General features: G+C 45.8%; 13 protein-coding genes and 1 pseudogene. 10 read left to right on the top strand and 4 right to left on the bottom strand.

Annotated features, from left to right (window positions below):
* Positions 1–6: 6 nt before the first annotated feature.
* Complete coding sequence (locus G3W54_RS01225; RefSeq protein ID WP_162651342.1) at positions 7–3,432, bottom strand: molybdopterin-dependent oxidoreductase; 3,426 nt, start codon at positions 3,430–3,432, stop codon at positions 7–9.
* Positions 3,433–3,546: 114 nt separating this feature from the next.
* Here G3W54_RS01225 and G3W54_RS01220 point away from each other — a divergent pair, with 114 nt between their 5' ends.
* Together G3W54_RS01220 and G3W54_RS01215 are read left to right on the top strand one after the other, a co-directional pair.
* The gene (locus G3W54_RS01220; protein WP_162651341.1) at positions 3,547–4,455 is read left to right on the top strand and encodes a LysR family transcriptional regulator; all 909 of its coding nucleotides are present in this window, start codon (positions 3,547–3,549) and stop codon (positions 4,453–4,455) included.
* 263 nt (positions 4,456–4,718) lie between these two features.
* A pseudogene (locus tag G3W54_RS01215) lies at positions 4,719–5,371 on the top strand (IS6 family transposase).
* Between the two features lie 55 nt (positions 5,372–5,426).
* On the opposite strand, the gene G3W54_RS01210 reads toward G3W54_RS01215, so the two are convergent.
* The gene (locus G3W54_RS01210) at positions 5,427–6,563 is read right to left on the bottom strand and encodes a LuxR C-terminal-related transcriptional regulator (protein ID WP_162651340.1); all 1,137 of its coding nucleotides are present in this window, start codon (positions 6,561–6,563) and stop codon (positions 5,427–5,429) included.
* A gap of 160 nt (positions 6,564–6,723) precedes the next feature.
* On the opposite strand from G3W54_RS01210, the gene G3W54_RS01205 reads away from it, so the two are divergent.
* The 8 genes from G3W54_RS01205 to G3W54_RS01170 all read left to right on the top strand — a co-directional run bounded on the left by G3W54_RS01205 (position 6,724) and on the right by G3W54_RS01170 (position 18,249).
* On the top strand, positions 6,724–7,980 hold the full coding sequence (locus tag G3W54_RS01205; protein WP_162651339.1) for a hypothetical protein: 1,257 nt from the start codon (positions 6,724–6,726) through the stop codon (positions 7,978–7,980).
* Positions 7,981–8,022: 42 nt separating this feature from the next.
* Positions 8,023–8,709 carry a hypothetical protein gene (locus G3W54_RS01200; protein ID WP_162651338.1) on the top strand — a complete coding sequence of 229 codons (687 nt, stop codon included), beginning with the start codon at positions 8,023–8,025 and terminating at the stop codon, positions 8,707–8,709.
* 15 nt (positions 8,710–8,724) lie between these two features.
* Positions 8,725–9,036 (top strand): hypothetical protein, encoded by a 312-nt coding sequence (locus G3W54_RS01195; protein WP_162651337.1) that lies wholly within the window; start codon positions 8,725–8,727, stop codon positions 9,034–9,036.
* A gap of 12 nt (positions 9,037–9,048) precedes the next feature.
* Entirely contained in the window at positions 9,049–9,456 is a 408-nt protein-coding gene (locus G3W54_RS01190) for a hypothetical protein (RefSeq protein ID WP_162651336.1), read from the top strand.
* A gap of 156 nt (positions 9,457–9,612) precedes the next feature.
* Positions 9,613–15,612 (top strand): anthrax toxin-like adenylyl cyclase domain-containing protein, encoded by a 6,000-nt coding sequence (locus G3W54_RS01185; RefSeq protein ID WP_162651335.1) that lies wholly within the window; start codon positions 9,613–9,615, stop codon positions 15,610–15,612.
* Positions 15,613–15,840: 228 nt separating this feature from the next.
* Positions 15,841–16,773, top strand: coding sequence for a tyrosine-type recombinase/integrase (locus G3W54_RS01180; RefSeq protein WP_162651334.1), 933 nt, complete (start codon positions 15,841–15,843; stop codon positions 16,771–16,773).
* A gap of 17 nt (positions 16,774–16,790) precedes the next feature.
* Positions 16,791–17,993, top strand: a complete 1,203-nt coding sequence (locus G3W54_RS01175; protein WP_162651333.1) for an IS91 family transposase — start codon at positions 16,791–16,793, stop codon at positions 17,991–17,993.
* A 7-nt stretch (positions 17,994–18,000) separates the two neighbouring features.
* A complete protein-coding gene (locus G3W54_RS01170) occupies positions 18,001–18,249 on the top strand; it encodes a hypothetical protein (protein ID WP_162651332.1) in 249 nt (82 codons plus the stop codon).
* A gap of 142 nt (positions 18,250–18,391) precedes the next feature.
* Here the strand turns inward: G3W54_RS01170 and G3W54_RS01165 are convergent, their stop codons facing one another.
* Positions 18,392–19,876 (bottom strand): AMP-binding protein, encoded by a 1,485-nt coding sequence (locus G3W54_RS01165; protein WP_162651331.1) that lies wholly within the window; start codon positions 19,874–19,876, stop codon positions 18,392–18,394.
* The gene (locus tag G3W54_RS01160; RefSeq protein ID WP_162651330.1) at positions 19,876–21,279 is read right to left on the bottom strand and encodes an aldehyde dehydrogenase family protein; all 1,404 of its coding nucleotides are present in this window, start codon (positions 21,277–21,279) and stop codon (positions 19,876–19,878) included. The genes G3W54_RS01165 and G3W54_RS01160 overlap by 1 nt, the downstream gene beginning before the upstream one ends.
* Positions 21,280–21,326 lie beyond the last annotated feature (47 nt).

Genomic DNA, 21,326 nt, shown 5'->3' with positions numbered 1-21,326 from the left:
CGTTGCTCACACATCCAGAGTGAGATCGGTAGTTGGAACTGCCTGACAAGTCAGACATCGATCGTTCTCATTGAATTCAAGGTCGGTTCGGTAGGTCACATCACCAGTGACAACGGTCTGCACGCAGCTCTCGCATTGCCCCGCTCGGCAACCGCTGTTGAGCGTGATGCCTTCAGCTTCTCCCAAATCCAAAAGCGATCCTGACGCCTGTGTCCAAACGACGGTTTTGCCGGACTTTGCGAAAGTGACCTTAAAGGGTCCTTTGGGTATGGGATTTGTAGCTACTGGTGATGTGAAGGCTTCCTTGTGCAACAATTCTGCTGGATGACCGTGTTCAGCAAGCGCCTTTTCAACTGCTGCCATCATCGGAGGTGGGCCGCACTGAAAGACATTTGGTGCGGTATCAAATTCGCTCAACAGAATGTCGCCCGCACTGACAACCCCAGAGCGATCGTACTCAACGCCCTTGAGATCATCCGTCAAAGGTTCGTTGTAAATATTGCTGACAGTCAGCGTTGGGATTGCTGCCTTAAGCTCCAGCAACCGCTTTCTGAAAGCATGAGCGCGGCCATTTCTATTGGCATATACGAGATGAATTCTCGGCTGAATTTTGCTCTTAGCAACTGTCTCCAGATAACTCAGGAAAGGTGTGATTCCGATTCCACCGGCGATCAGCACAATTGGCGCATCGCTTTCAACTGGCATGACAAACCGACCAGCAGGCGCTTTGATAGCCAGCTTTGCTCCCGGCTTAAGGCCATCATTGATATAGCCAGACATTTCTCCTGGCGGTAAATCAGATGCACCAGCAGGAGCAAGCACACGGCGAACTGCAATGACATATTCGCTGCGTTGAGAATTTACCGCTTCGCCAACAAGCGAATAGCAGCGCGTAAGTTTGTTCGCGCCATTGGCTCCATCAATTGATAGGACGATGTGTTGGCCAGGTAGATAGTCAGGTGCTTCGCTCAGATCATCGATCTTGATAGAGACTTGTGTTACATCATCTGCGACTGTTTCGACCGACGTAACCGTTGCTGATGCAAACCCTTTCCAAGAAGGAAGGGCGGCCATTGTTGAATCCAGAAGCGACAGTTTGCACCGCGCAGATCGATGTGGAACTGCGCCACTGATCGGGTCGCTTTTCTCAGCTGTGATCAATCGATTATAATTGGATCCCTTGTTTGTGTAGGGGTCAAATCCCGGTAGGCTCATGCGGTCGTTGGCCTGCCACCAACCGTAAGACGCCACGGCGACATCTGGATGCAAGGAATCATTAATCCGCAATTTCATTCGGATTTCACCCGATGCGGTTTCGATGCGCATCATATCGTCTGCTGCAAACCCGTTGTTGTCGGCAGTTTCGGAGCAGAGCTCTACGTAGGGTTCTGGAAGCCGCTTGCGCAGTGACGGAATATGTCTTTGGGAGGAGTGATTATAGTAACCGCTTTTGGCGGTAGTGAGTACAAACGGAAAGTCTGCGTCGCCGCGCTCGGGTGCTTCAAAACGCGGAATTGGATCGTAACCATGCCTTAGAAAAAGTTCTGAATAGATCTCCACGCGACCGGTATCAGTTGCAAAGCCGACCAACTTGCCATCGGTTTGTTCTGCGTATTTTTTTGGCTTATAGGAAAGAGGTCGTTTGATACCTTCGGGATGCGCGCGCAGCTCTTCAAGGCTAACACCGGTTGGCTCCAGCATTGCGGAAAGGGCTTTGTCGATGTCTCCTCCGTAAAACTCCTCGGACAATCCGACCCGTTGTGCCAGATCGAAGAGAATCTCCCTATCAGAGCGGGACTCGCCTTGGCTATCGATCATCGGTTGGCGCAGTTGGATCAGCTCTTCTGCGTCTTGACTGACCTCAAAACCAACGCGCAATCCTTCACGTTCCCAAGCGGTGTTTACTGGCAGGAAGATGTCGGCATAGCTTGCTGTTGGGGTTTCGATTGCATCGCAATGGACATGGAACTCCAATGCTTCGAGCGCTGCTTTGCCGCGTACTGTCTCTCCATGGGAAACGGCAAGGTTCGCGCCAAAGACCATCATGGCCCGAATAGGGTAGGGTTTCTTCGTCAGAATTGCTGAGTAAAGATCAGTGGCCGCCACCCATCCCTGTGAGGCGGGGCCAAGGGGACGTTCTTTAGCGCCTAAAGCCTTGGCAAGTTGGCCTTCGGGCCATTGATTGAAGTTTGTGGGAGCATTGGTGACATGTTTTGAATAGGCAACATTACCACCGGGTGCATCATAACAACCCTTAAGCGACATAAGCATTGCAATGGCGCGATCAGTTTGAACAGCGTTAGAATGTTGGGCAACGCCATTCCACGCATAATAAGCAACACTCTTTGCCTTGATCAGTGCTTCAGCTGCGGCTTCAATCGCATCTGTTGGAATAGTCGTTTCTTGGGAGACCCGTTCAAGCGAGTAGGCCCTGCATGCTTCTGCATAAAGATCAAATGCTGGGCGGCAGATGATTTTGCCTGCAACTGTCTCAACCGCAATATTTCCCTCGAGAACAACATCAGACAAATTCGTGTCTTCATTCCTGATTCTTTGATCAAGAATAATGAGTTGCCCATCAGGTTTGGCCACAACATACCGACCATCGCCTTCAGCGCCGATGTCTTTTGCCCGCAAAAATTCTCCGGTGTCATCGCGGACCAAGAACGGACCATTACTCCAATGCCGCACGAACGCGTCATTGTAACCGTTTCGTTGGATCATGAGATTGGCTATACCCATGGCAAGGATACCATCACTGCCGGGTAGAATTCTGAGCCAGTGATCGGCGTCGCGCGCGTAACCAGAATTTCGCGGATCAACCGACATGATCTTTGCACCACGTGCGCGCGCGTTGGCTATTTGAGTTGCTTGATCAAGCCAAGTCGCACTCGGATTAAACCCCCAAAGCAATATCGTGTCAGCTTTCGCATACTCTGGGTAGAGGATGCCTGATCCGAAAGTAAATTTGTGCGCATGGTCTTTATGCCAATTACAAATCTCAGTTGCGTAGGCGGTATTGGGGCTTCCGAATTTTCTTATGAAGCGTTCAATCCAATCAATATTATCACTGATGGTCGAGCCACTTGGGCTGGTTACTGCAAACGCCACCGATTCCGCACCATTATTGCGCTTGATTTCATTAAATTTGCTGGCCACCTCGCCAAGAGCCTCATCCCAGCTGATGCGCTCCCATCCCGGATTTGGATCCGTTTTGGGCGTGGTCCGCCGCATCGGATGCAAGATCCGTTCTGGGCTGTAGATGATTTCAGGGGCAGCCTTACCTTTTAGGCACAACGCTGAACCAGTTGGATGATCAGGCGCTGGTCCGGCGGAAGTTAACTGACCGTCCTCAATCGTATACGTGGCTCCGCAACGTGAACGACATAAGGAACAAAATCCTGTTTTTGTTGTGATTTCTGTATTGCCCATATGTATCCGCCGATGGTCCCCAAAAAGTTTGAAATTTTGTCCCCATAGGAATTTTACGGGCAATTTTAAAATATTCCTATTTTTGATTTTCAATCCATGGTATTGATTTTTTCAATGGACATCACATTAAGACAAATTCGCTATTTTATAGCGACAGCAGAAACCGGGCAGATTTCGCGGGCCGCACTGGTGTGCAATGTTACGCAATCGTCCGTTACGACAGCGATCAAAGGACTTGAGGAGCAACTGGGGTACAAATTATTTGTTCGTCAGTCCAAAGGCATGCATGTGACGGCACTAGGCGAACGATTTTTACGCCACTGTCATTCCATTGTCAGAACTGTAGAAGATGCAACAGAAGCCGTTCCAGACGAACCTTCTGAAGTCTCTGGAGTTGTCAAAGTTGGTGTCACTGACACGATTTCAGGCTATTTTTTGCCGCCTATTTGGAGAAAGCTTAGACGCGACTATCCTGAAATCATTCTTGAGGTTCTAGAAGTCTCACGTGCAGAGCTAGAAGCCGGGTTGCTTGACGATAACTTTGACATCGCCATCATGCTCACGTCTAACATTCGCCATCGAGATCCATTCCACTACGAAGAGTTGATTGCCTCGCCAAGACGCCTTTGGGTGTCAAGCCGGCACCCGTTGGCTGAACAAGATCAGGTTTCAATTCATGATCTGGCCACCGAAGATTACATCTTACTGACCATGGACGAACACGAATCCACGATGGGGAATGTTTGGGATCTGCATGACTTCAAACCCAACATCACATTTCGGAGTCATACAATGGAAGCACTTCGCAGCATGGTCGCAAACGATATGGGCGTCGCCATTCTATCCGACATGGTGTATCGTTCCTGGTCTCTTGAGGGCCGACCAATTGTGAAGAAAGATTTGATTGAAGACATCCCATCCATGAACACTGGTATGACGTGGCGGCGTGGTCGCAAATTGTCTGACGCTGCTTCAACTTTTTTGACGTTTTTGCGTTCTGAAGTGGTTGCTGGGCGCGAGTAACATCGTACCATTTCACCCTCTCAAAGAGGATTTTCGGGCTTGTCGCAAAGTTTATTGAGTAACGTGATTTTGAGGTTTGGCGTTTGGAACGGTGCTTTGATTTATTGGAGTACTGCGTCATGGTTCTCAATGCCATAGCAAAAAACTGAAGTCCCTATACAAACATGATTTTAAAGGGGTCTGTTTCAAAGTTTCACTGTTTTGGTGCAGTGAGCAGACAGTGCTAAGTGCGAGTCTTTGAATTTGAAGGCGAGCAACAAAAAGTGACGATTGATTTCGAGGGCAGCCAGTATCCCAAAAGTGTAATTTTGTATGCAGTGTTTTTCTACGTCAGATATGGGTCTCTTATCGTGACTTAGCGGAGATCCTGGCAGACCGCGGCGTTCATGTCGACCACACGACGCTGAACCGTTGGGTCGTAAAATACTTGATCAAAATCGCTGCGAATGCTCAAAGTCGAAAGCGGCAGGTAGCTAACTTTTGGAGAATGGACTTATATGTATCGGGCGGTTGATCGAGACGGACAAACTATTGATTTCATGTTGTCTGTGCACCGCGATCTTGCTGCTGCACGTCGGTTTTTCAGAAAGTCGATTGAAACCAATGGTGTGCCAGACCGTGTCGTCATCGGTAAGAGTAGTGCAAACCTAGCTGGACTTCAAGCTGTAAATGTAGGCTTGAAATTCACAGGTCTAGGCCGAATAATCGGCATCGTTCAATCCAAATATCTCAATAACATTATTGAGCAAGATCACCGTTTCATCAAAAAATCACGCGGCCAATGCTTGGATTTAAGGCCCTACATTCAGCTGCATCAACGCTGGCTGGGATTGAGACTGCTTACATGATCCGTAAAGGTCAATTAGATCAAACAGGCCTCACTGCATTCCAGCAGTTTGCGGAGTTAGCAGCGTAGTTGCGTCCAGATACACCTCTTCTTTAGCAATACGAAACTTTGCAACAGATCCAGCTTACGTCGGTAGGTCCCAGGCGGCCAAACGCTCAATTATCATCGATAGTTCAGTTTGACTGTTAATTTTCATTTTCTCGAAAATTTTTTGCAGGTGGACCCTACCTGTGTTTCTGGCAATTTTCAGGCTTTCCGAAGCTCTGGAAATCGTCAATTCATTATGAAGTGCGATTGCAAATTCTGCCTCCCGTTCTGTAAGCGTAAAAACTCCAACAAGAGCATCATGTAGATTTACTGTTTGCTCTGGCGTGAATTGCGCAAAAATGCACCAAAAACTCCATTTCCCACCGGGGCCAATTATCGGTTGTGGTAACCTGAAAAGCCTGAGAAGAAATGGCGGAGAACTCTCTGAGGTAGCAGCATAAATGGGCATAAATATTTCGCTACTTGCCCAACTCTCTTTCTCACCTATCGAGCTGTAATATACGGCTAATTTGCGTTGTGATTGCTGGTCTAACAGGATGAGAAAATCGTCTATGATTTTAATATGCGCACCAGTCGCGATCATCAATTCGCCTGCCTCATTCGCGTGTTGGAAACGACCTATTTCATCTAGAAAAAACAAGGCTGTCGAAGTCGTGCCAGATAAAAAACTATCAACAGTTGTTACAGGAACTTCGGAATGGCGATTTTGGTGCAGCCGTTTAACATTGGCGATGTGTTGGCTTATTGCGCGAAAATCTTCCAAAGCTTCTAAACTCGGCGATGTTCTTTTCACCTCAAACTCGACCGACATGAAACAAGATGAGGTTCCAAAATCAGCAATTCGCGCGCCAATAAAGTGCCGAAACCCATTTCGCTTTTCAAGCCATCGATAAAAATCATGTCGTTCCATTTCATTCGCGCTGATACAATGAAAATCGGTCAATACATGCGTATTTTTTTGCATCGCTGAGTAATGCATACGCGGATTGATCGCATTCATTTCCGCAAGATATTCGTCCCTTTCTGGCAGATGGATCGAACTCCAGTTTGATATTTCAAAATTTGATCGGTCTAGATCAAACACAGCACCACCTTCTGCACCGTGAAAATCAACCAGCTCCTGTAAAGCCTGATCCCACGATATCATACCGGCTGCGGCTTCATAGGCTCTTTGAGAAATCGAGAGAATTTTGTCTGTATTGTTTTTAGTCATGCCCCCACAAACCTAAGCTAAAACCAGTTACGTAGACTGATCTTACATTATGGTCTTAGATTGGCAAATTTTGAGTCAACGGCAATAGTGCATTTGCATTATTGTTGAGACCTTCCAATTGCGCAAAACTCCACCAAGATCAAAAAATGGGGATCAATTAATGCTACCTATAAGAAGCTTCATATTATTTTGCTGTCTATTTGCGCCTGCCTGTTTCAGCTCGATAATTGTTTCGACTAAACATGTATCAGCAGCTGTGACATGCGATGCAATTAAAGCGGTTTGGAGCGGACCGATATGGAATATTCTTCCTACAGGATACAAGCAAAACGATTCTTACATTCCCTATGATCCGCCGATCTTTGGAGAGGGTTGTAATTCTGGCATCAGCTTTTCAAGAGTATTTGGCGAACCGATTATTAGAGTTCGCCTGCAGGTTTACGAAAAAGTATCAGCAAAATCTGCGCAAATGCTGTTGGGTTCGAATTATGATTCAAGTGGGGCAAGTAATCCTAGGTTCATCAACTCGATCGGCGATATAGGCGGTTTTTCAACAAGCTGGCGTAAAAACACCTATAATAATACATATATTTCAGCAACTAAGGGAAAATATATATTAATTGCGAGCATGGATTCGGAAATAGCGTCCGGCAGTCTGATTGACATGACCGCTCGTTTGATTAGACCATTGTACGATTCCTTGTCAGTAAGCCCCGCCGGTCGTGAAACAAGTTTTCCACCTACACCTGCTCCATCAGCATCTCAAGACAATTGTCCGGCCAATAGTGTGGATATATTTGGAGTGCCATCAAGCAATGATAATTGCGATAACGGCTCAGGAGGAGATGTCGCCAGTATCCCGCAAGTATCGCCTCAACAACCTTCCAGCTCCGGGCAAAATGATAACAACTCAACCCCAGAGGATGAACCAAGATCGCTTTCCCGCGCTGAAATCGATGGCACCGAATTTGAAGATTTTAAGACAAATTTTTACAAAGTTGTCGCTCCGGAGGGCCGGCAGCTCATTATCTACACTGATCCAACGTCACGTCGTGCAGAGGTTGGTCGATTAGCTAACGGAACCACAGAGCTAAAGATAGCTGATTTGACCAAGTCCATGGGGTACATATGGGCATATCTATGTCATGAACGAGATTGCGGATACGTTGTTGCCAACCACTTGCAACGGCAAGCATCTGTTAATGCCGACGTATATGCGTCTACTGGTGAAAGTGATGTGGAGGTGTATATGCAACCTTCAGTCCATGAAGAGTTGGTGACTATTCTGCCCTATGGCTTCCGCGTTTCAGTCTGGGAATACGCAGAAAATGTGGACGGTTACTGGATCTACGTGTGCAAAGAGGATGAGAGTTGGTGTGGTTGGGCAGAACAAGACAGGTTTTTTAGAGAAGATTGATGAAATGCTGAGAACTTCAAGTTTGGTGAGGAGAAAATGAAGATGATTACTGATATTGCGAGATGGGCCTCGATTTTCGTATTGGGTATGGTGGTGGCTTTTTCAGCATATTTTCCTCCCGTTCAAGCGAAGGACCTCGTGGCTAAGTGTAATCAGGTACTAAAATTTTCTGACGAGCGAGAAACAATGCGTAATCGAATTGATTGTCTACTAAGAGAGATGACCGACTTACGTGCTAAGAACACTGAAATAAAACAACTAAACGCTGCAATCGATACCATTCGCGGGACTTTGGTCGACAATTCCCAATCTCAGTACAAGTGCAGAAATGTAGATAATCCTCGAAAGGCAAGCGGTGGCTCCTGCACCCCGGCTTGGAACGAGTTCGTGTTCCATCGACATGAGTATTTTCGATTTCACTGCCGTCTCAAATACAGCCGATGGAATGATACTGTGGAGCATCATCGTTTAACCGCCATAGATAAAGAAAAGGACTATCATGCATGTTTCTCTAAGAATATTCCAACGAGCATCCAGGAAGATTTCATCGCCTATAATAGGGAAACTTTTCTTGAAACCTATTTCAAAAAGAGAAACGAACTCGAGGAACTGCAACCTCTCGGGTTGACGTATAAAAAATTGGCCATTGCATGCAATTCTGAGCTTGAAAATCTTGCGAGTATGGATCGGGCATATGTAGACCGATTTAACGTCGCTTGCAGCCCTTAACGTGGTGCAAACTTTATGACAATCAGTAAAAAAGCTTCGCGGTCAATTGCCGTCAACGAACAACAATTTCATTGGGCGGTTTCAGAGGATTCAGGCTATAGCAATCTTATTGTTCAAGGCGCTAACGGTCATGGTCAGAAACTCGAAGTTCAATTTAGTTGGACGAGCACGACTGACGGTCATATCATCCAAATTCCAATCACTCCCGCGGTCGTAGTCGATGCCATCAAGTTTGGATTTGAAAATGGGTGGAAACCAGATGCTCGAGGAGCCGCTTATCATTGCAGATTTATGCCAGATAATGGGTTTGTTGCCTTCCACCGGTAAGGACATTGGGTTATGATTTCATCTGCAGAAGAATTTAAGCGATTGCGCGAAAGCGAAATAGAAGCCGAATACCATCGAGCTGCTCATGAGGAGGCGAATGAAACCGTCTGGCGTGATGTAATTGGAAAATTTCCGGAAATGAAGAAATGGGTGATATGTAATAAGACAGTACCACTTTCGATACTTAAGCTATTGGCAAAAGACAAAGATGCGGATGTTCGAACTGAAGTGGCCCGTAAAAGAAAGCTCTCGCGTGAGCTATTTATTTTACTCTCCCAAGATCAAGATGTTGGCGTTTTACATACTTTGGCACTTAACAAAAAGATTCCGAGCGATATATTTGATACTTTATCAGCCAACATAAAGGATGAATGGCTTCTTGAAAAACTGCGCGAGATCGAGAGCAGATGTTTTAGATAAATCTCGAAAATCCTGATTTCAATCATGAGTTTTTTGGATTCTAGTTATCCGACCATGTCTGTAACGGGACTAAACTGGCAATTTGCACTAACCAGCTTCCACTAGAGTAGTCGAAATTTGTAAGTGCAGTTCGGTATTTGGGTATTGGAGTGGACGATGCGCTTGAAGTTACAGTTCCGAAGCGTGAAATCTGCGCCTTCCTTGCCTGAAAAGGTGTGTTGTAATAGCCTGGGTGCTGACCAAGCAGAAAGCAAAGATATGAGAAGCCTGATAATAACCGCATTCTTAATTCTGATAAGTCTAGAACTGTTGTCGCCGTCGAGCCACGCTTTAGCTCAATCAGCCGAGGAGCAAATTGAAGCATTTGTTCTCGAGAAAATCGTCGACTATAAAAGTGGAAAATCAAACCCGGAAAACCCCGGTTTTATCGAGCGAACTGTTCCGTTCAGCGAGAAAAATCCACAAACTAAGGTCTACTATAAATCAACTTTGGGCGATACCCAGCAGACTCAGCACCATAAAGCTTTTTACAAGATCGGCCCATTAGATAATCCCAAGGAAATCTTGCTGGCCTACGACGTCAAATCCAACATTAACTTCCCGAAATTTCCTAAGGTAATCTTTCAGGGACAAAAGATTAATGTGCCGGTTACCTGGTCCGCAAGTGGAAGTTTGGGGTGTGGTGGCGGTTCTGTTGGGCCTAGTAATTTTTCCATCCATAGTTATGAAACACGCAACGACCGAGAGGAAATTGTTAGCAAGGCGCGCCTCAGGTTCAAATCTGTTGTGTTGACAAAAGATGAGCGTAAACAGGTTTGCAAACAAAAAACGTCAATCCCAAAACAGCTCTCGGGTTCATCGGAACTTATTCTTGAACAAACAGATTTAGCACCACCACCGACCCATTTGCGGCTTCGCATTTCCACTGGGGATATGGAGCGGCATTATGTTTACGCCCGCAAACCGGTAGACGTTGAACAACCAGAGGCAACGGCTCTTGCCGCAGATAATGTGGTTGAAGAAACTGAGAAAGAGCAGAACGCAAATATTATCGAGTTCTCTTTATTGGATGCTAATCCACTTTTTGTTGGGCGCGGGGAAAATTTCGATAATAATCTGAAGCCATCTGATTTATTGACCGCAAAAATTGTCCGTGATGGTACAAGCGCAGACGGCATCAGCCAACTCATCGTCAAGATAGAAATTGATCAAAACGCGCCAGTGACGGTCAAGGTGTTGGGCAACGGAAATGGAAACTTAGTGCCTTTACTTGGCGGTGAAACCATTACATTTGACAATAGGCATTATGTATTTGCACTTTATACGCCGCCGGAAGTCTTTGATCAAGTAAAGCCTATTCCAAAGTCTTTGATAGCGGAAAAACGAATAGGGAAGATACTTGAAGTTCGTGATGTTTTCTTCTCAGCCCATTCGGATTATGGTAGTTCTATGGAACCCAAAATGATACTGGCCCGACCGCCTGTTGTATTGGTACATGGCCTGTTCTCTGACCCAATCCAAACATGGGTAAATGCATTCCCTGGCGGTGTGGGAATGGCAAAGCATCTCGAAGACGAAGGCTTTCTGCCATTTTTGGTCAATTATCAGAAAACAAACGGTTCTGAGCGGAACGATGAGAGGATATTTACCAGTGAAAAAAGACCCGGGAGCACATTTGCAGAAAACAGAAATGTGGTCTGGGATAGTCCGCTAGTTGATTATGAACCATTCAAATATGAGGCCAGTTTTTTGTTTGATGCGCCTGATATAGAGCCTCATATGCCAGTGGGAACTAAGATTGGCGGCATAAAACAGGCCATAGCGTATTACAGAGACGAATTAAATCTGGCCGCAACGCAAGCCATTGTAATCGGTCATTCGATGGGCGGCCTATTAGCGCGGGTGTGGACATCCGATGGTTATAATTCAAGTTATTTGCGCCCAGAAAATTTCATGAAGGGTGATATTAATCGCATCCTAACGCTGAACACACCACATCATGGTAGTGAACTAGTGGAACTCAAGGATGCATTAATCAAGGCAAGATTTGATAAGGCTTCATGGAGCCAATGGGTACGCTTGAATTTGATAAATTCGGCTATTGGGTGGTTTTTAGAGCCAGAACCCGGCGCCATATCAGATCTACGCCCCGGCAGCACTGCATTGAGGCGTATCGGCGTCAGCAAAGTGCCCGCTTATGCGATTGCGACTAAGGCCGGTTCTGCAGAATTTGGTGCAGGCAATAAAGACCCGTTACAGCTCTATAATGCGCTCTACTCATTTGCAGGCATGGTATTTTTTAACTACCGGCCATTGCTTGATGATTTTATTGAATCACGATTCCGACGATGGGAGAATACGGCCGAAGGATTTCGCAAATCAACTGATTGGCAAGGTGAAAACAACTTCGACTTTGCAGACGAAGATAATCGCCAAGTCTATAAGCGAACCATGGCACAAGCACTTGACGCAAATATTGAATATTGGGCAGTCAATAGGGAAGCAGATTACGTCAACGAGCTCAAACAAGTAGTCGGTAATACGGTAATTTTGGAACCTGGCATACTCTCGCCGGGCATGGGTAACGACGGCGAGCTTGAGCTCATTTCACCTGCAATGCTTGCGGGTAATTTGTTGTCAGGTGGAGATTTTTCCAGATCATTCGATGACAATAAGACCAAGGATGTCCCAGAAACATTCCTAGCCAATCTTCGAGACCTTGTGTTTCATCAAGATCCGTTGACCGATGGTGCAGTGCGCGTGGTCAGCCAACACGGCGGGTTAGGCGAAGACCATCATGAAACTCTTGAGGCTGGGGTGGTACATTCTTATTCTCCTTGGGATAAAAATGTTCAGGAACGTGTGACAACGCTTCTTAAAACAGAGACAAGTTCTTTTTCTGAAGGTGGATTCCCTGAAGCTGGCCAGTTAACTCCGCGTTACATGCCAACAGCAAAATTTGCCATTGCACGTGTTGCCGGACAAGAAGCCATCACATGGTCAGGTATGGTGCCTTCTCACGCAGAACAATATCTAAAAATTGCAGATGAACGAAATGTTATCATCCTTGCCCGCCCCGTCAACAGCAGTTCGACCCAATTACTTCAAGACAATGCGGCTGCTAAAGGTATGAATGTAAAAGGCAAGAGTTCAAACTGGGGTCCTCAAATCGGATACATACCCTTCGATCAGAAATACAGCAAACTTTGGCGCATTATCAAAGATGCTGATCGCCGTGATGAGCAAATAATAAAATACAATAAGGAAACAAAAGAAAGCACAACAACGTTTCATCCCGAAAAATCTGATCGAACCTACGCCGTCACACGCGGGCTTGTTAAACAAACGGTATATGGCGAATGCACCGTTGTGACGGACCCGGATATCGAAGATGCGGAATCAAGTATTTTTTTCAATTGTGGAGATAAATTTTATGACTGGCGCAATGCCGCCAATGACAATAAGGCCGTGTTTGATCCAAAAGGGGATTTGCAAGAGGTAAGCGTTGATTTTGCCAGAGGTAAAAATTTGCTCGACAATCCATTATTGGTTTTAGCGGATGATACGAGTGATCTTAAGGTTCGCCCATATCTTACCGCAGATTATGATCTTCTTGCGATTGGCTTTCCGTTTGATACGGACCAGTGCAGCCTTTCAACGTCGGTGAAACCCAATGGATACCCCAATTGTAGTCCAGGAGAGACTGTGGGCGTTCAAAAATCTGAATTTGATTCACTACGTGGTTTTATCAGCCCTCGGCAATGGACCGTCGTCGAAGCAATCAACAGAGCTGTCGAACAGGAAACCGGATATACCGGTGGGCTAGTGACCCATCACGGACCCGAAAACCAATATGCGAAATCGCCATATGTTGATTATCCCGTTCTGGTTTTTGATCCGACTGGAAACGATCCTGCGCAAGCTTATCTCATAAGGCAGGGTCCCCCGGGGTTTCGTGATATTCATCTAAAGAGATTTTTTACTGAGAAAAATCAAATAGGTTATAACCTCTGGCCGAACCCGCATAAAAAGGCTGGCTGGCGCTGGGAGGCAAGGCGCCCCTTTGATATGGAACGTGGATATGATCCCCGTGATGCCAGCGATTTACCGCCTTATGTTGATGAGATACCGCGTCCCAAACAAGATACCGCCGCTGCCCTTGGTTCAAGTGACGAGCCGCCGAGCGAGGATGTAAACAAACTCATAGTCGCCGAAAACTCCGATTCGACCCTTGCTTCAGCACATGAAGAAAACTATTGGCTCGCGACAAAAATAGTCGAAACACCAGATGCGTTCGCAAATTATTTGGAAAAATATCCCAATGGAAATTATGTTGCACAGGCGAAAAAGATGCTTGTTCAACTGAAATCTACTGGCGGTAATTCTTTGTCGATGTCGCCCACAAGAAAAACCAACCAGTGTGATAAGCTGGCAGCAAGCCGTTGGGATATACGAAATAAGACCGGCATCAATGTCAATCGTTGGCAGTTAGAAAACCACAGGGATCTTGCTGAAGATATTTGTCGGGCAGCTGTGTTGCAAAATCCTGATGACCTGCAAAACCAGTTTCAACTCTTTTTGACATTGATTGACCAGCGCGCCACAGAAGTTGAAGCGATTGCATTGCTTGAACAGATTTCTGCCAAGAAATATCCCACAGCGATGGCGTTATTGGGCGCTGAATATATGAACGGATACTTGGTCGAAAAGAACACCGTCAAAGGTAAAATGCTCCTAGAAGAAGCTGCGGCATTGGGGGATGATTTGGCTGAACTTGGATTGGCTGATTTCTATCTCACAGACAATGAAAACGATTTGAAAATTAATGAGGGTATTGCATTTCTACAGAATGAATTGGAATCTGGAAATGATATGGCGGCGATGGTTCTTGCGAGTGTTTATTCAGGCAACCACCTAAACCGAATGGATCTTGTGTCGGCAGAACTCTATTATACCTATGCCATCGATGCTGGAATTCCCGACGCGGTTCTAGCTCTGGCAAATCTATACGGCAATTCAGAGGGTGAGTTATTTGACCCAAAAGAAGCGATAAAGCTTTATAACAAAGCTACACAACTTGGATATCGTCACAGCTCTTTGAAGATCGAAGCGTTAGAAGCAAAACTTCTGAAACAAGAACTCAAAGACAGGGAGCTAGCAGATGTTGGTCCCTATGACCGTTCGGAAAAACAGCCTACATGTAATGCGTTAGCTGCCGATGTTGAAGATCCGCAAAATATATCGGGGCATGGACTGACGGGTGCCCAATTATACGACTTGGGAAACGATTATATTCTTGACGCACTGGAGGTCTGCCGTGCTGAACGGGCGCTTGATGCGGGTAATCTGCAAATAAATTATCAAATTGCTCGTCTTCTAACATTTGTTGACGGTGACAATGATGAATCTTTTGAGAAAGGGAAAAAAGAACTGTTGCTGCTCGCGACGCAGAATTATTCAGCCGCGCAAAATGAGATGGGCATCATTTATGAAATTTACGATGAAGATCTTGAAGCTGCTGCATTTATGTATGAAGCGGCAGCGGAAAACAAAAACTACTCAAGCATGTCACACTTTGCACGATTGGTTTTGCGCAAAAAAGTTTTTCCAGAAAAGATTGACTGGGCCTTAGAGCAGTTGAACGAGAGTTTGGAAGCAGGCAACTGGCGAGCACATCTGTTGCAGAGCACTCTTTATTATATCGGTCAAACCGTTCCAATCGATGATAAAAAATCCGCAGAACATAGCATTGACGCAATACAATTGGGAGGTAGCGAGGAAGCTGGGTCAACGATTGCAACCAGATACGAAAAATGGGGCTCCGCCTATCGACAAGAGCTGCAAAAAGTACTTCGCGGCGCCGGCGTTTATAACGGTAAGATCGATGGAAAAAGCAAAGATGAAACCATTATGGCGATCAACAAATTGGTTGAAGGAATTGAAAAATCAGACGATCAGGCTATCCGGCAACCAGATAAGCTGCCAGATGAAGAAGAAGCAAAACTCGAACCAACAGCGCCGACCGAGAAACCGGGAGATGTCTGGGGTGTAATACAAAATACATCATCCGTCGCCGTACTTGAGGAATTCATCAAACTGTACCCGTCCAGCATTTATGCTCGGCTGGCTAAATCCCGGATTGATGAACTAAACTGAGTTAAGTTTTATGCAATAAATCTACCGCGTGATCGAAACAGGTTTATTAGTAGCTGTCTCCAATGTGCCATCGGACTAAACCGCTCCGCGGTATATTTGCGGCGTGCAGACTTTGTTTCCAGTTACTTAGGCAGTGCGCAATAACCATGTTTTCTGATTTTGGTCACATGGCGTGAGATTTTCCTGATGATTGGGGTGTTTAACCTCAAATCAGACAGGAATATTACCATGCGTACCAATATCACAGAACCAAGTATTGCAGTTAACCCAACAATTGATCCCAAAGTCAGCCCACTTCGTCAGCGAATGGTAGAGGACATGCAATTGCGTTCATTTGTTGAGAAGACGCGAACAGATTATCTGCGTTGTGTAGAACAGTTGGCGGTGTTTTTAGGATGTTCCCCAGATAATGCCAATAATGAAGATCTGCGCAAGTATCATCTTCATATGGCCAAGAATGGTTCGTCTCCGACAAAGATCAATGCAACAATGTCAGCCTTGCGGTTTTTGTTTGTCACAGTGCTTGGACGCGATGATGCTGTGAAGGTACTGCCATTTGTTTCTCAGCCAAGAAAGTTACCTGTAATTTTAAGCCCAGAAGAAGTCGTGCGTTTTTTAGAAGCAGCTCCCAATCTAAAATACAAAGCAGCATTATCAATTGCCTATGGCGCTGGTCTTCGAGCATCTGAAGTTCTTTCATTAAAGCCAACAGATATTGATAGCACCCGCATGCTTATCCGCGTTGAACAGGACAAAGGACGTAAAGATCGATATGTAATGCTTTCACCACACTTGCTGATATTGCTGCGCGATTACTGGAAGGCTTACAAACCAAACAATGGTTTGAACGGAGGATGGTTGTTTCCCGGCCGTGTTTTAGGTTCACCCCTAACAACAAGACAATTAAACCGCTCTTGTCATGCCGCAGCTCATATGGCCGAGATCAACAAGCGTGTTTCACTGCATACACTCAGACATTTATTTGCAACGCATTTATTGGAACAGGATATCGATATTCGTGTTATTCAGGCTCTACTCGGTTATGCAAAGCTGGATACAACAGCGCTCTATACGCAAGTGGCCACACAAACCATTGGTTCGGTTATGAGCCCGCTAGACAGGATTACAGCATCCGGCCATCTAGATGGAATATCGACCTAATAGCCTGATACCTCTGCATGTCTATCAATTTGGAGGTTGCGGACATCTTTCGCAGTCATGGTAGCCATTGGCGTAAAGTCAATGCGGGTCATATCAGCCTTGGTCAGTTAAAGGTCATGTCAGCGATTAAACACTGTCGTACGGCAGAACTTGGTGGCCATGTGGAGCGCTGTGCTGATTGTTCTCATACAATTATTGCCTATAATTCCTGCCGCAACAGACATTGTCCCAAGTGTCAGGGTGCCACAGCGCGTAAATGGCTGGAAGTTCAACAAGCATATTTGTTGGATGTGCCCTATTATCATGTTGTCTTCATACTGCCAGCGGCTATAGCCGATATCGCCTACCAGAATAAATCCATCATCTATGATCTGTTATTCAAGGTCTCATCACAAACCATGTTGACCATTGCAGCAGATAAAAAGCATTTGGGTGCAAAGATAGGCATGACATCGGTGCTTCATACATGGGGCAGTGCCTTAACTCACCACCCGCATATACACATGATTGTACCGGGCGGTGGGATCAATGAGGATGGTCGATGGATATCCTGCAAACCTGGCTTCTTTCTATCCGTACGAGTTCTCTCAAGATTGTTCAGACGATTGTTTTTGGAACAACTTGTAGCGGCGCATAAAGCAGGTAAGCTCAAATTCTTTGGCAAGCATGCTAGCCTGTCAGATATCAATGCCTTTACCGATTTCCTCAAACCGCACCAAAAGTCGGATTGGGTTATCTATGCTAAACAACCCTTTGCAGGCCCAGAGACAGTCTTGGCTTATCTATCGCGCTATACCCACAGAGTGGCCATATCCAACAGCCGATTGATTAAGATGGAAAACAGCAATGTCACTTTCAAATACAAGGATTATCGACAAAGTGGAAAAGAGCGACAAAAACTCATGACACTCACTGTACATGAGTTCATCCGCCGCTTTTTAATCCATGTTTTACCACATAGGTTCCATCGCATTCGTCATACTGGTCTGTTTGCAAGTCAATCACGTAAAGCCAGTATCGATCATATCCGCCGACAGTTACACCACCCAAATGGGCCATCAGAAACAGTGGAAGATGCAAATAACGCAACAGAAAAAAAGCGAAATACATGCCCTTGTTGTGGAGGGATCATGTTCGTTATTGAAACTTTTGAACCTAGACAAAGACCAAAATCCCAACAACCAAGATATTGGCCGCCGCCAAATTGGAAAAAAGCATGAGATACATATGATGCAACATACAAATATCATTCCAATAAGAATTGACTGTCAGACAATGTCGGGCGGCATAAATCTTCTATTGAATAAAGCCGGGGATCAGGCAGCATACGTACAAACGCTCTACCAAATTAGGATCAAAAATAGGCAAGAAATACCAAAGGCCACAGCCCAGGTAATCATTCACACAACATCAGCGGTCGATAAAGCTACAATGTCCCAGCTTAAACGCTACACTCAAAACCTGAAATCCCCATAGACAAAAACCGCTGAAAGTCCAACCAAAACTCCCGCGATTTCCTCCATTGGACGTTTCCCGATGCCAAACGAGAGAAATCAAACGCGCCGAAAAATCACGCATAGGCATCCGGAAACATACACAGAAGCAGACATACCACTGATTATAATAGTGCACTAATTTTTGCTCTCTGTATTTTACCTGATGGTCCTTTGGGGAGGTCTTGCATAATGTGTACTTTATCAGGTCGTTTAAAATTTCCGAGTTTTTGTTGACAGATATCTTGCAACATATCTGCATCAATTTTTGAACCTTCTGAGAGCTTGACTGCTGCTTCCACTGTCTCACCATAACGCTCGCATTTAACCGAAAAAGCAGCGGCTTCTACTACATCAGGATGGCTATACAACGCTTCATCAATTTCACGCGGTGCGATGTTTTCACCACCTTTGATGATCAGTTCTTTAAGGCGGCCAGTCACGAAAATATAACCATCTTCATCCATTCGCCCCAAATCACCTGTGCGCAGCCAATCGCCTGCGAAACTATCTCGCGTAGCATCAGGATTTTTCAAATATTCTCGCATAACATTGGGGCCTTTAACCACAATTTCGCCCTCGATATTCGGCTCACATGGTTCAAAATTTGTATTGAAGATGTTGATCTCATTCCCAAACGCGATACCGGGGGAACCGATTTTGCGCGTCGCTGGCGGCAGCGGGTTTGATAAGATTTGCGCAGCGGTCTCCGTTAATCCCATTGTCTCAACAATGGGGATACCAAATCTGTGTTCAAATGCCGATTGCACATCTGGTGCGAGTGCAGATGAGGCTGAACGACCAAACCGAATGCGGGCTTTAGTTTCTGCAGTTGGCTCATTTTTACCATGTAATAAATGGCTGACAATGGTTGGCACAACTGAAAACCATGTGACTTTTGTTTGTTCAGAATTTTGCCAAAACCGACTTGCGGAAAACTTCGAGCACATTGAGATCGAGCCGCCTGACACAAGTGCACCCATCATCGATACGCATAGTCCATTGATGTGGTATATCGGCAGTACACAAAAGCCGCGATCCTGTGCGTTAAGCTCGTGTGCCACGGCGGTAGTCCAACCACCAGCAAGTAGGCTTGATTGGCTATGCACCACGCCTTTTGGGCGGCCTGTTGTACCTGATGTGTACATCAACAAAGCATCGTCTTCAGTCGTTAAGTCATATAAATCGATCTGGTTCGCATTTGGGTTGAGATCAAGGTATGTCAAATTATCTGTTTTTGTCGCTTCAAACAGCTCTAACGCGTTATCATGGACGAAAGCAATGCGCGCTTCTGAATGTTCAAGTGCATAGGAAATTGCATCATTTCCCGCAACGAGATTGATCATCGTGGCGCGAAACCCGCCATAGAATGTGCCGTATATGGCCAAAACTGCATCACGGCAATTTGGGTAGATGATTGCAACGCTTTCACCTTTTTGCACGCCGTTTGTAGTTAAATCTGAGGCGATGCTAATAGCGGCTGATTGCAGCTCTGACCAAGTTAGATCATCCTCACCATCAGGGAAGGTAAATGCAACTCCATCAGAATTTGCGCGATGATTAAGCCAGGTCCTTATTGTGCCTTGAGGCGACGTATTTGTTGCAAACATCACTTGCCGACCTTTGCCCAATAATTCTCAAAAATAGTGCCGACTTTTGGCTCGTTGTTCGGGATTTCTCTCACGATTTTCGTCGTTTGCATGAAGTGCTTCCAATGCAAATTATCATCGATTGAATTACCACCCCATGAGCCGCACCCCATCGAGAGCGAGAACGGCATGCCGTTGTTAAATGCACCACCCGTCGCAAAGCAATGCGCTTGATTGACGATGATACGGCAAGATGGAATTTCAATGGCCAAAGCATGGGCGCGCTCGTCAAGTTTGCTGTGAAGTCCAACAGAATGACCCGCACCTTGATGAGTTTGAATTTTGGCTGTAATCTCAATCGCTTCTGCAAAATCGGACGCACGATAGAGAGACAATACACGGCTTAGTTTTTCACCTGAAAGCGGATGAGATGGGCCAATGCCATTGGTTTCCACAACGACAAATTCTGCTCCATCTGTGTCGATGTTATCAAGATCAAGCGCCGCCAACATTTTGTCTGCATCTTGCGCGATCACATCTTTATTGAGATGCCCATCTGGCCAAAGTTTTGCGACAACAGATTGATCATCTTGGGTGTAGCGCCCACCTGCTGCATCAAGCTCCTTCATGAAGTCATCAAAGATCGCGTCTACAACAACTATGGCATTTTCGGACGAACAAGAGGTGGCATTGTCAAAGGTTTTTGATGCGGCAATTTTCGCCGCTGCGGACTTCAGATCTGCAGTCTCATCTATGATCACTGTCACATTGCCCGCGCCAACGGCCACGGCTGGTGTGCCGCATGTATAGGCGCGTTTGACATTGTTTTGTGATCCGGTGACTACAACCAAGTCGGAAATCTCGAGAAGTTTTTGTGTCTTTTCTTTTGAGCCAGGAGCAGAGACCATTTGGACAAGGTTTTTATCTTCGCCGATTTTATCAAATTCGGTATGGATATATTCGAGTAAACGCTCGCAGCAGGTCACACCTTTTGGTGATGGCGAAAGCACGATAGCATTACCGCATTTAAGCGCGTTGATAATGTTATTTGCAGGTGTTGCAGCCGGATTAGTAGATGGCACCACGGCGCCAATCACGCCGATTGGTCGTGCAATTTCTGTTATGCCGGACGTAGCATCATCGGAGATTATGCCGAATGTTTTTACTGGTATAATATCCCGCATGAGCCCCAAGGTTTTACGGTGATTTTTTGTGATTTTATCTGCCACATTGCCTAACCCTGTCGTTTGGACAGCAAGTTCTGCAAGTTCTTTGTTGCGAGTAGGTTCCATAATTGCCCAAGCGGCGGCACTCGCTGCCATATCATAGCGGGATTGAGAGCCATTTTTCTCGAAGTCCAACTGTGCTTTGCGTGCGCTTGCGACAATTGCTTCAACGCTTGCAAGCTCATCTATGGCATTCATGCTATCTTCCTTTATCAATTTGAGATCAAAGGCACAAACATCGCGCC

The sequence above is a fragment of the Lentilitoribacter sp. Alg239-R112 genome (assembly GCF_900537175.1).
Lineage (GTDB): Bacteria > Pseudomonadota > Alphaproteobacteria > Rhizobiales > Rhizobiaceae > Lentilitoribacter.
Note: the sequence above shows the minus strand (reverse complement) of the source record. Positions and strands in the feature narration are given on the sequence as shown.

Bases quoted from the DNA above. Each gene is read 5' to 3' on its own strand.
- G3W54_RS01175 (WP_162651333.1), top strand. From the start codon at position 16,791: ATGTCTATCAATTTGGAGGTTGCGGACATCTTTCGCAGTCATGGTAGC.
- G3W54_RS01180 (WP_162651334.1), top strand. From the start codon at position 15,841: ATGCGTACCAATATCACAGAACCAAGTATTGCAGTTAACCCAACAATT.
- G3W54_RS01190 (WP_162651336.1), top strand. From the start codon at position 9,049: ATGATTTCATCTGCAGAAGAATTTAAGCGATTGCGCGAAAGCGAAATA.
- G3W54_RS01205 (WP_162651339.1), top strand. From the start codon at position 6,724: ATGCTACCTATAAGAAGCTTCATATTATTTTGCTGTCTATTTGCGCCT.
- G3W54_RS01210 (WP_162651340.1), bottom strand. From the start codon at position 6,563: ATGACTAAAAACAATACAGACAAAATTCTCTCGATTTCTCAAAGAGCC.
- G3W54_RS01170 (WP_162651332.1), top strand. From the start codon at position 18,001: ATGATGCAACATACAAATATCATTCCAATAAGAATTGACTGTCAGACA.
- G3W54_RS01185 (WP_162651335.1), top strand. From the start codon at position 9,613: ATGCGCTTGAAGTTACAGTTCCGAAGCGTGAAATCTGCGCCTTCCTTG.
- G3W54_RS01195 (WP_162651337.1), top strand. From the start codon at position 8,725: ATGACAATCAGTAAAAAAGCTTCGCGGTCAATTGCCGTCAACGAACAA.
- G3W54_RS01160 (WP_162651330.1), bottom strand. From the start codon at position 21,279: ATGAATGCCATAGATGAGCTTGCAAGCGTTGAAGCAATTGTCGCAAGC.
- G3W54_RS01200 (WP_162651338.1), top strand. From the start codon at position 8,023: ATGATTACTGATATTGCGAGATGGGCCTCGATTTTCGTATTGGGTATG.
- G3W54_RS01165 (WP_162651331.1), bottom strand. From the start codon at position 19,876: ATGTTTGCAACAAATACGTCGCCTCAAGGCACAATAAGGACCTGGCTT.
- G3W54_RS01225 (WP_162651342.1), bottom strand. From the start codon at position 3,432: ATGGGCAATACAGAAATCACAACAAAAACAGGATTTTGTTCCTTATGT.
- G3W54_RS01220 (WP_162651341.1), top strand. From the start codon at position 3,547: ATGGACATCACATTAAGACAAATTCGCTATTTTATAGCGACAGCAGAA.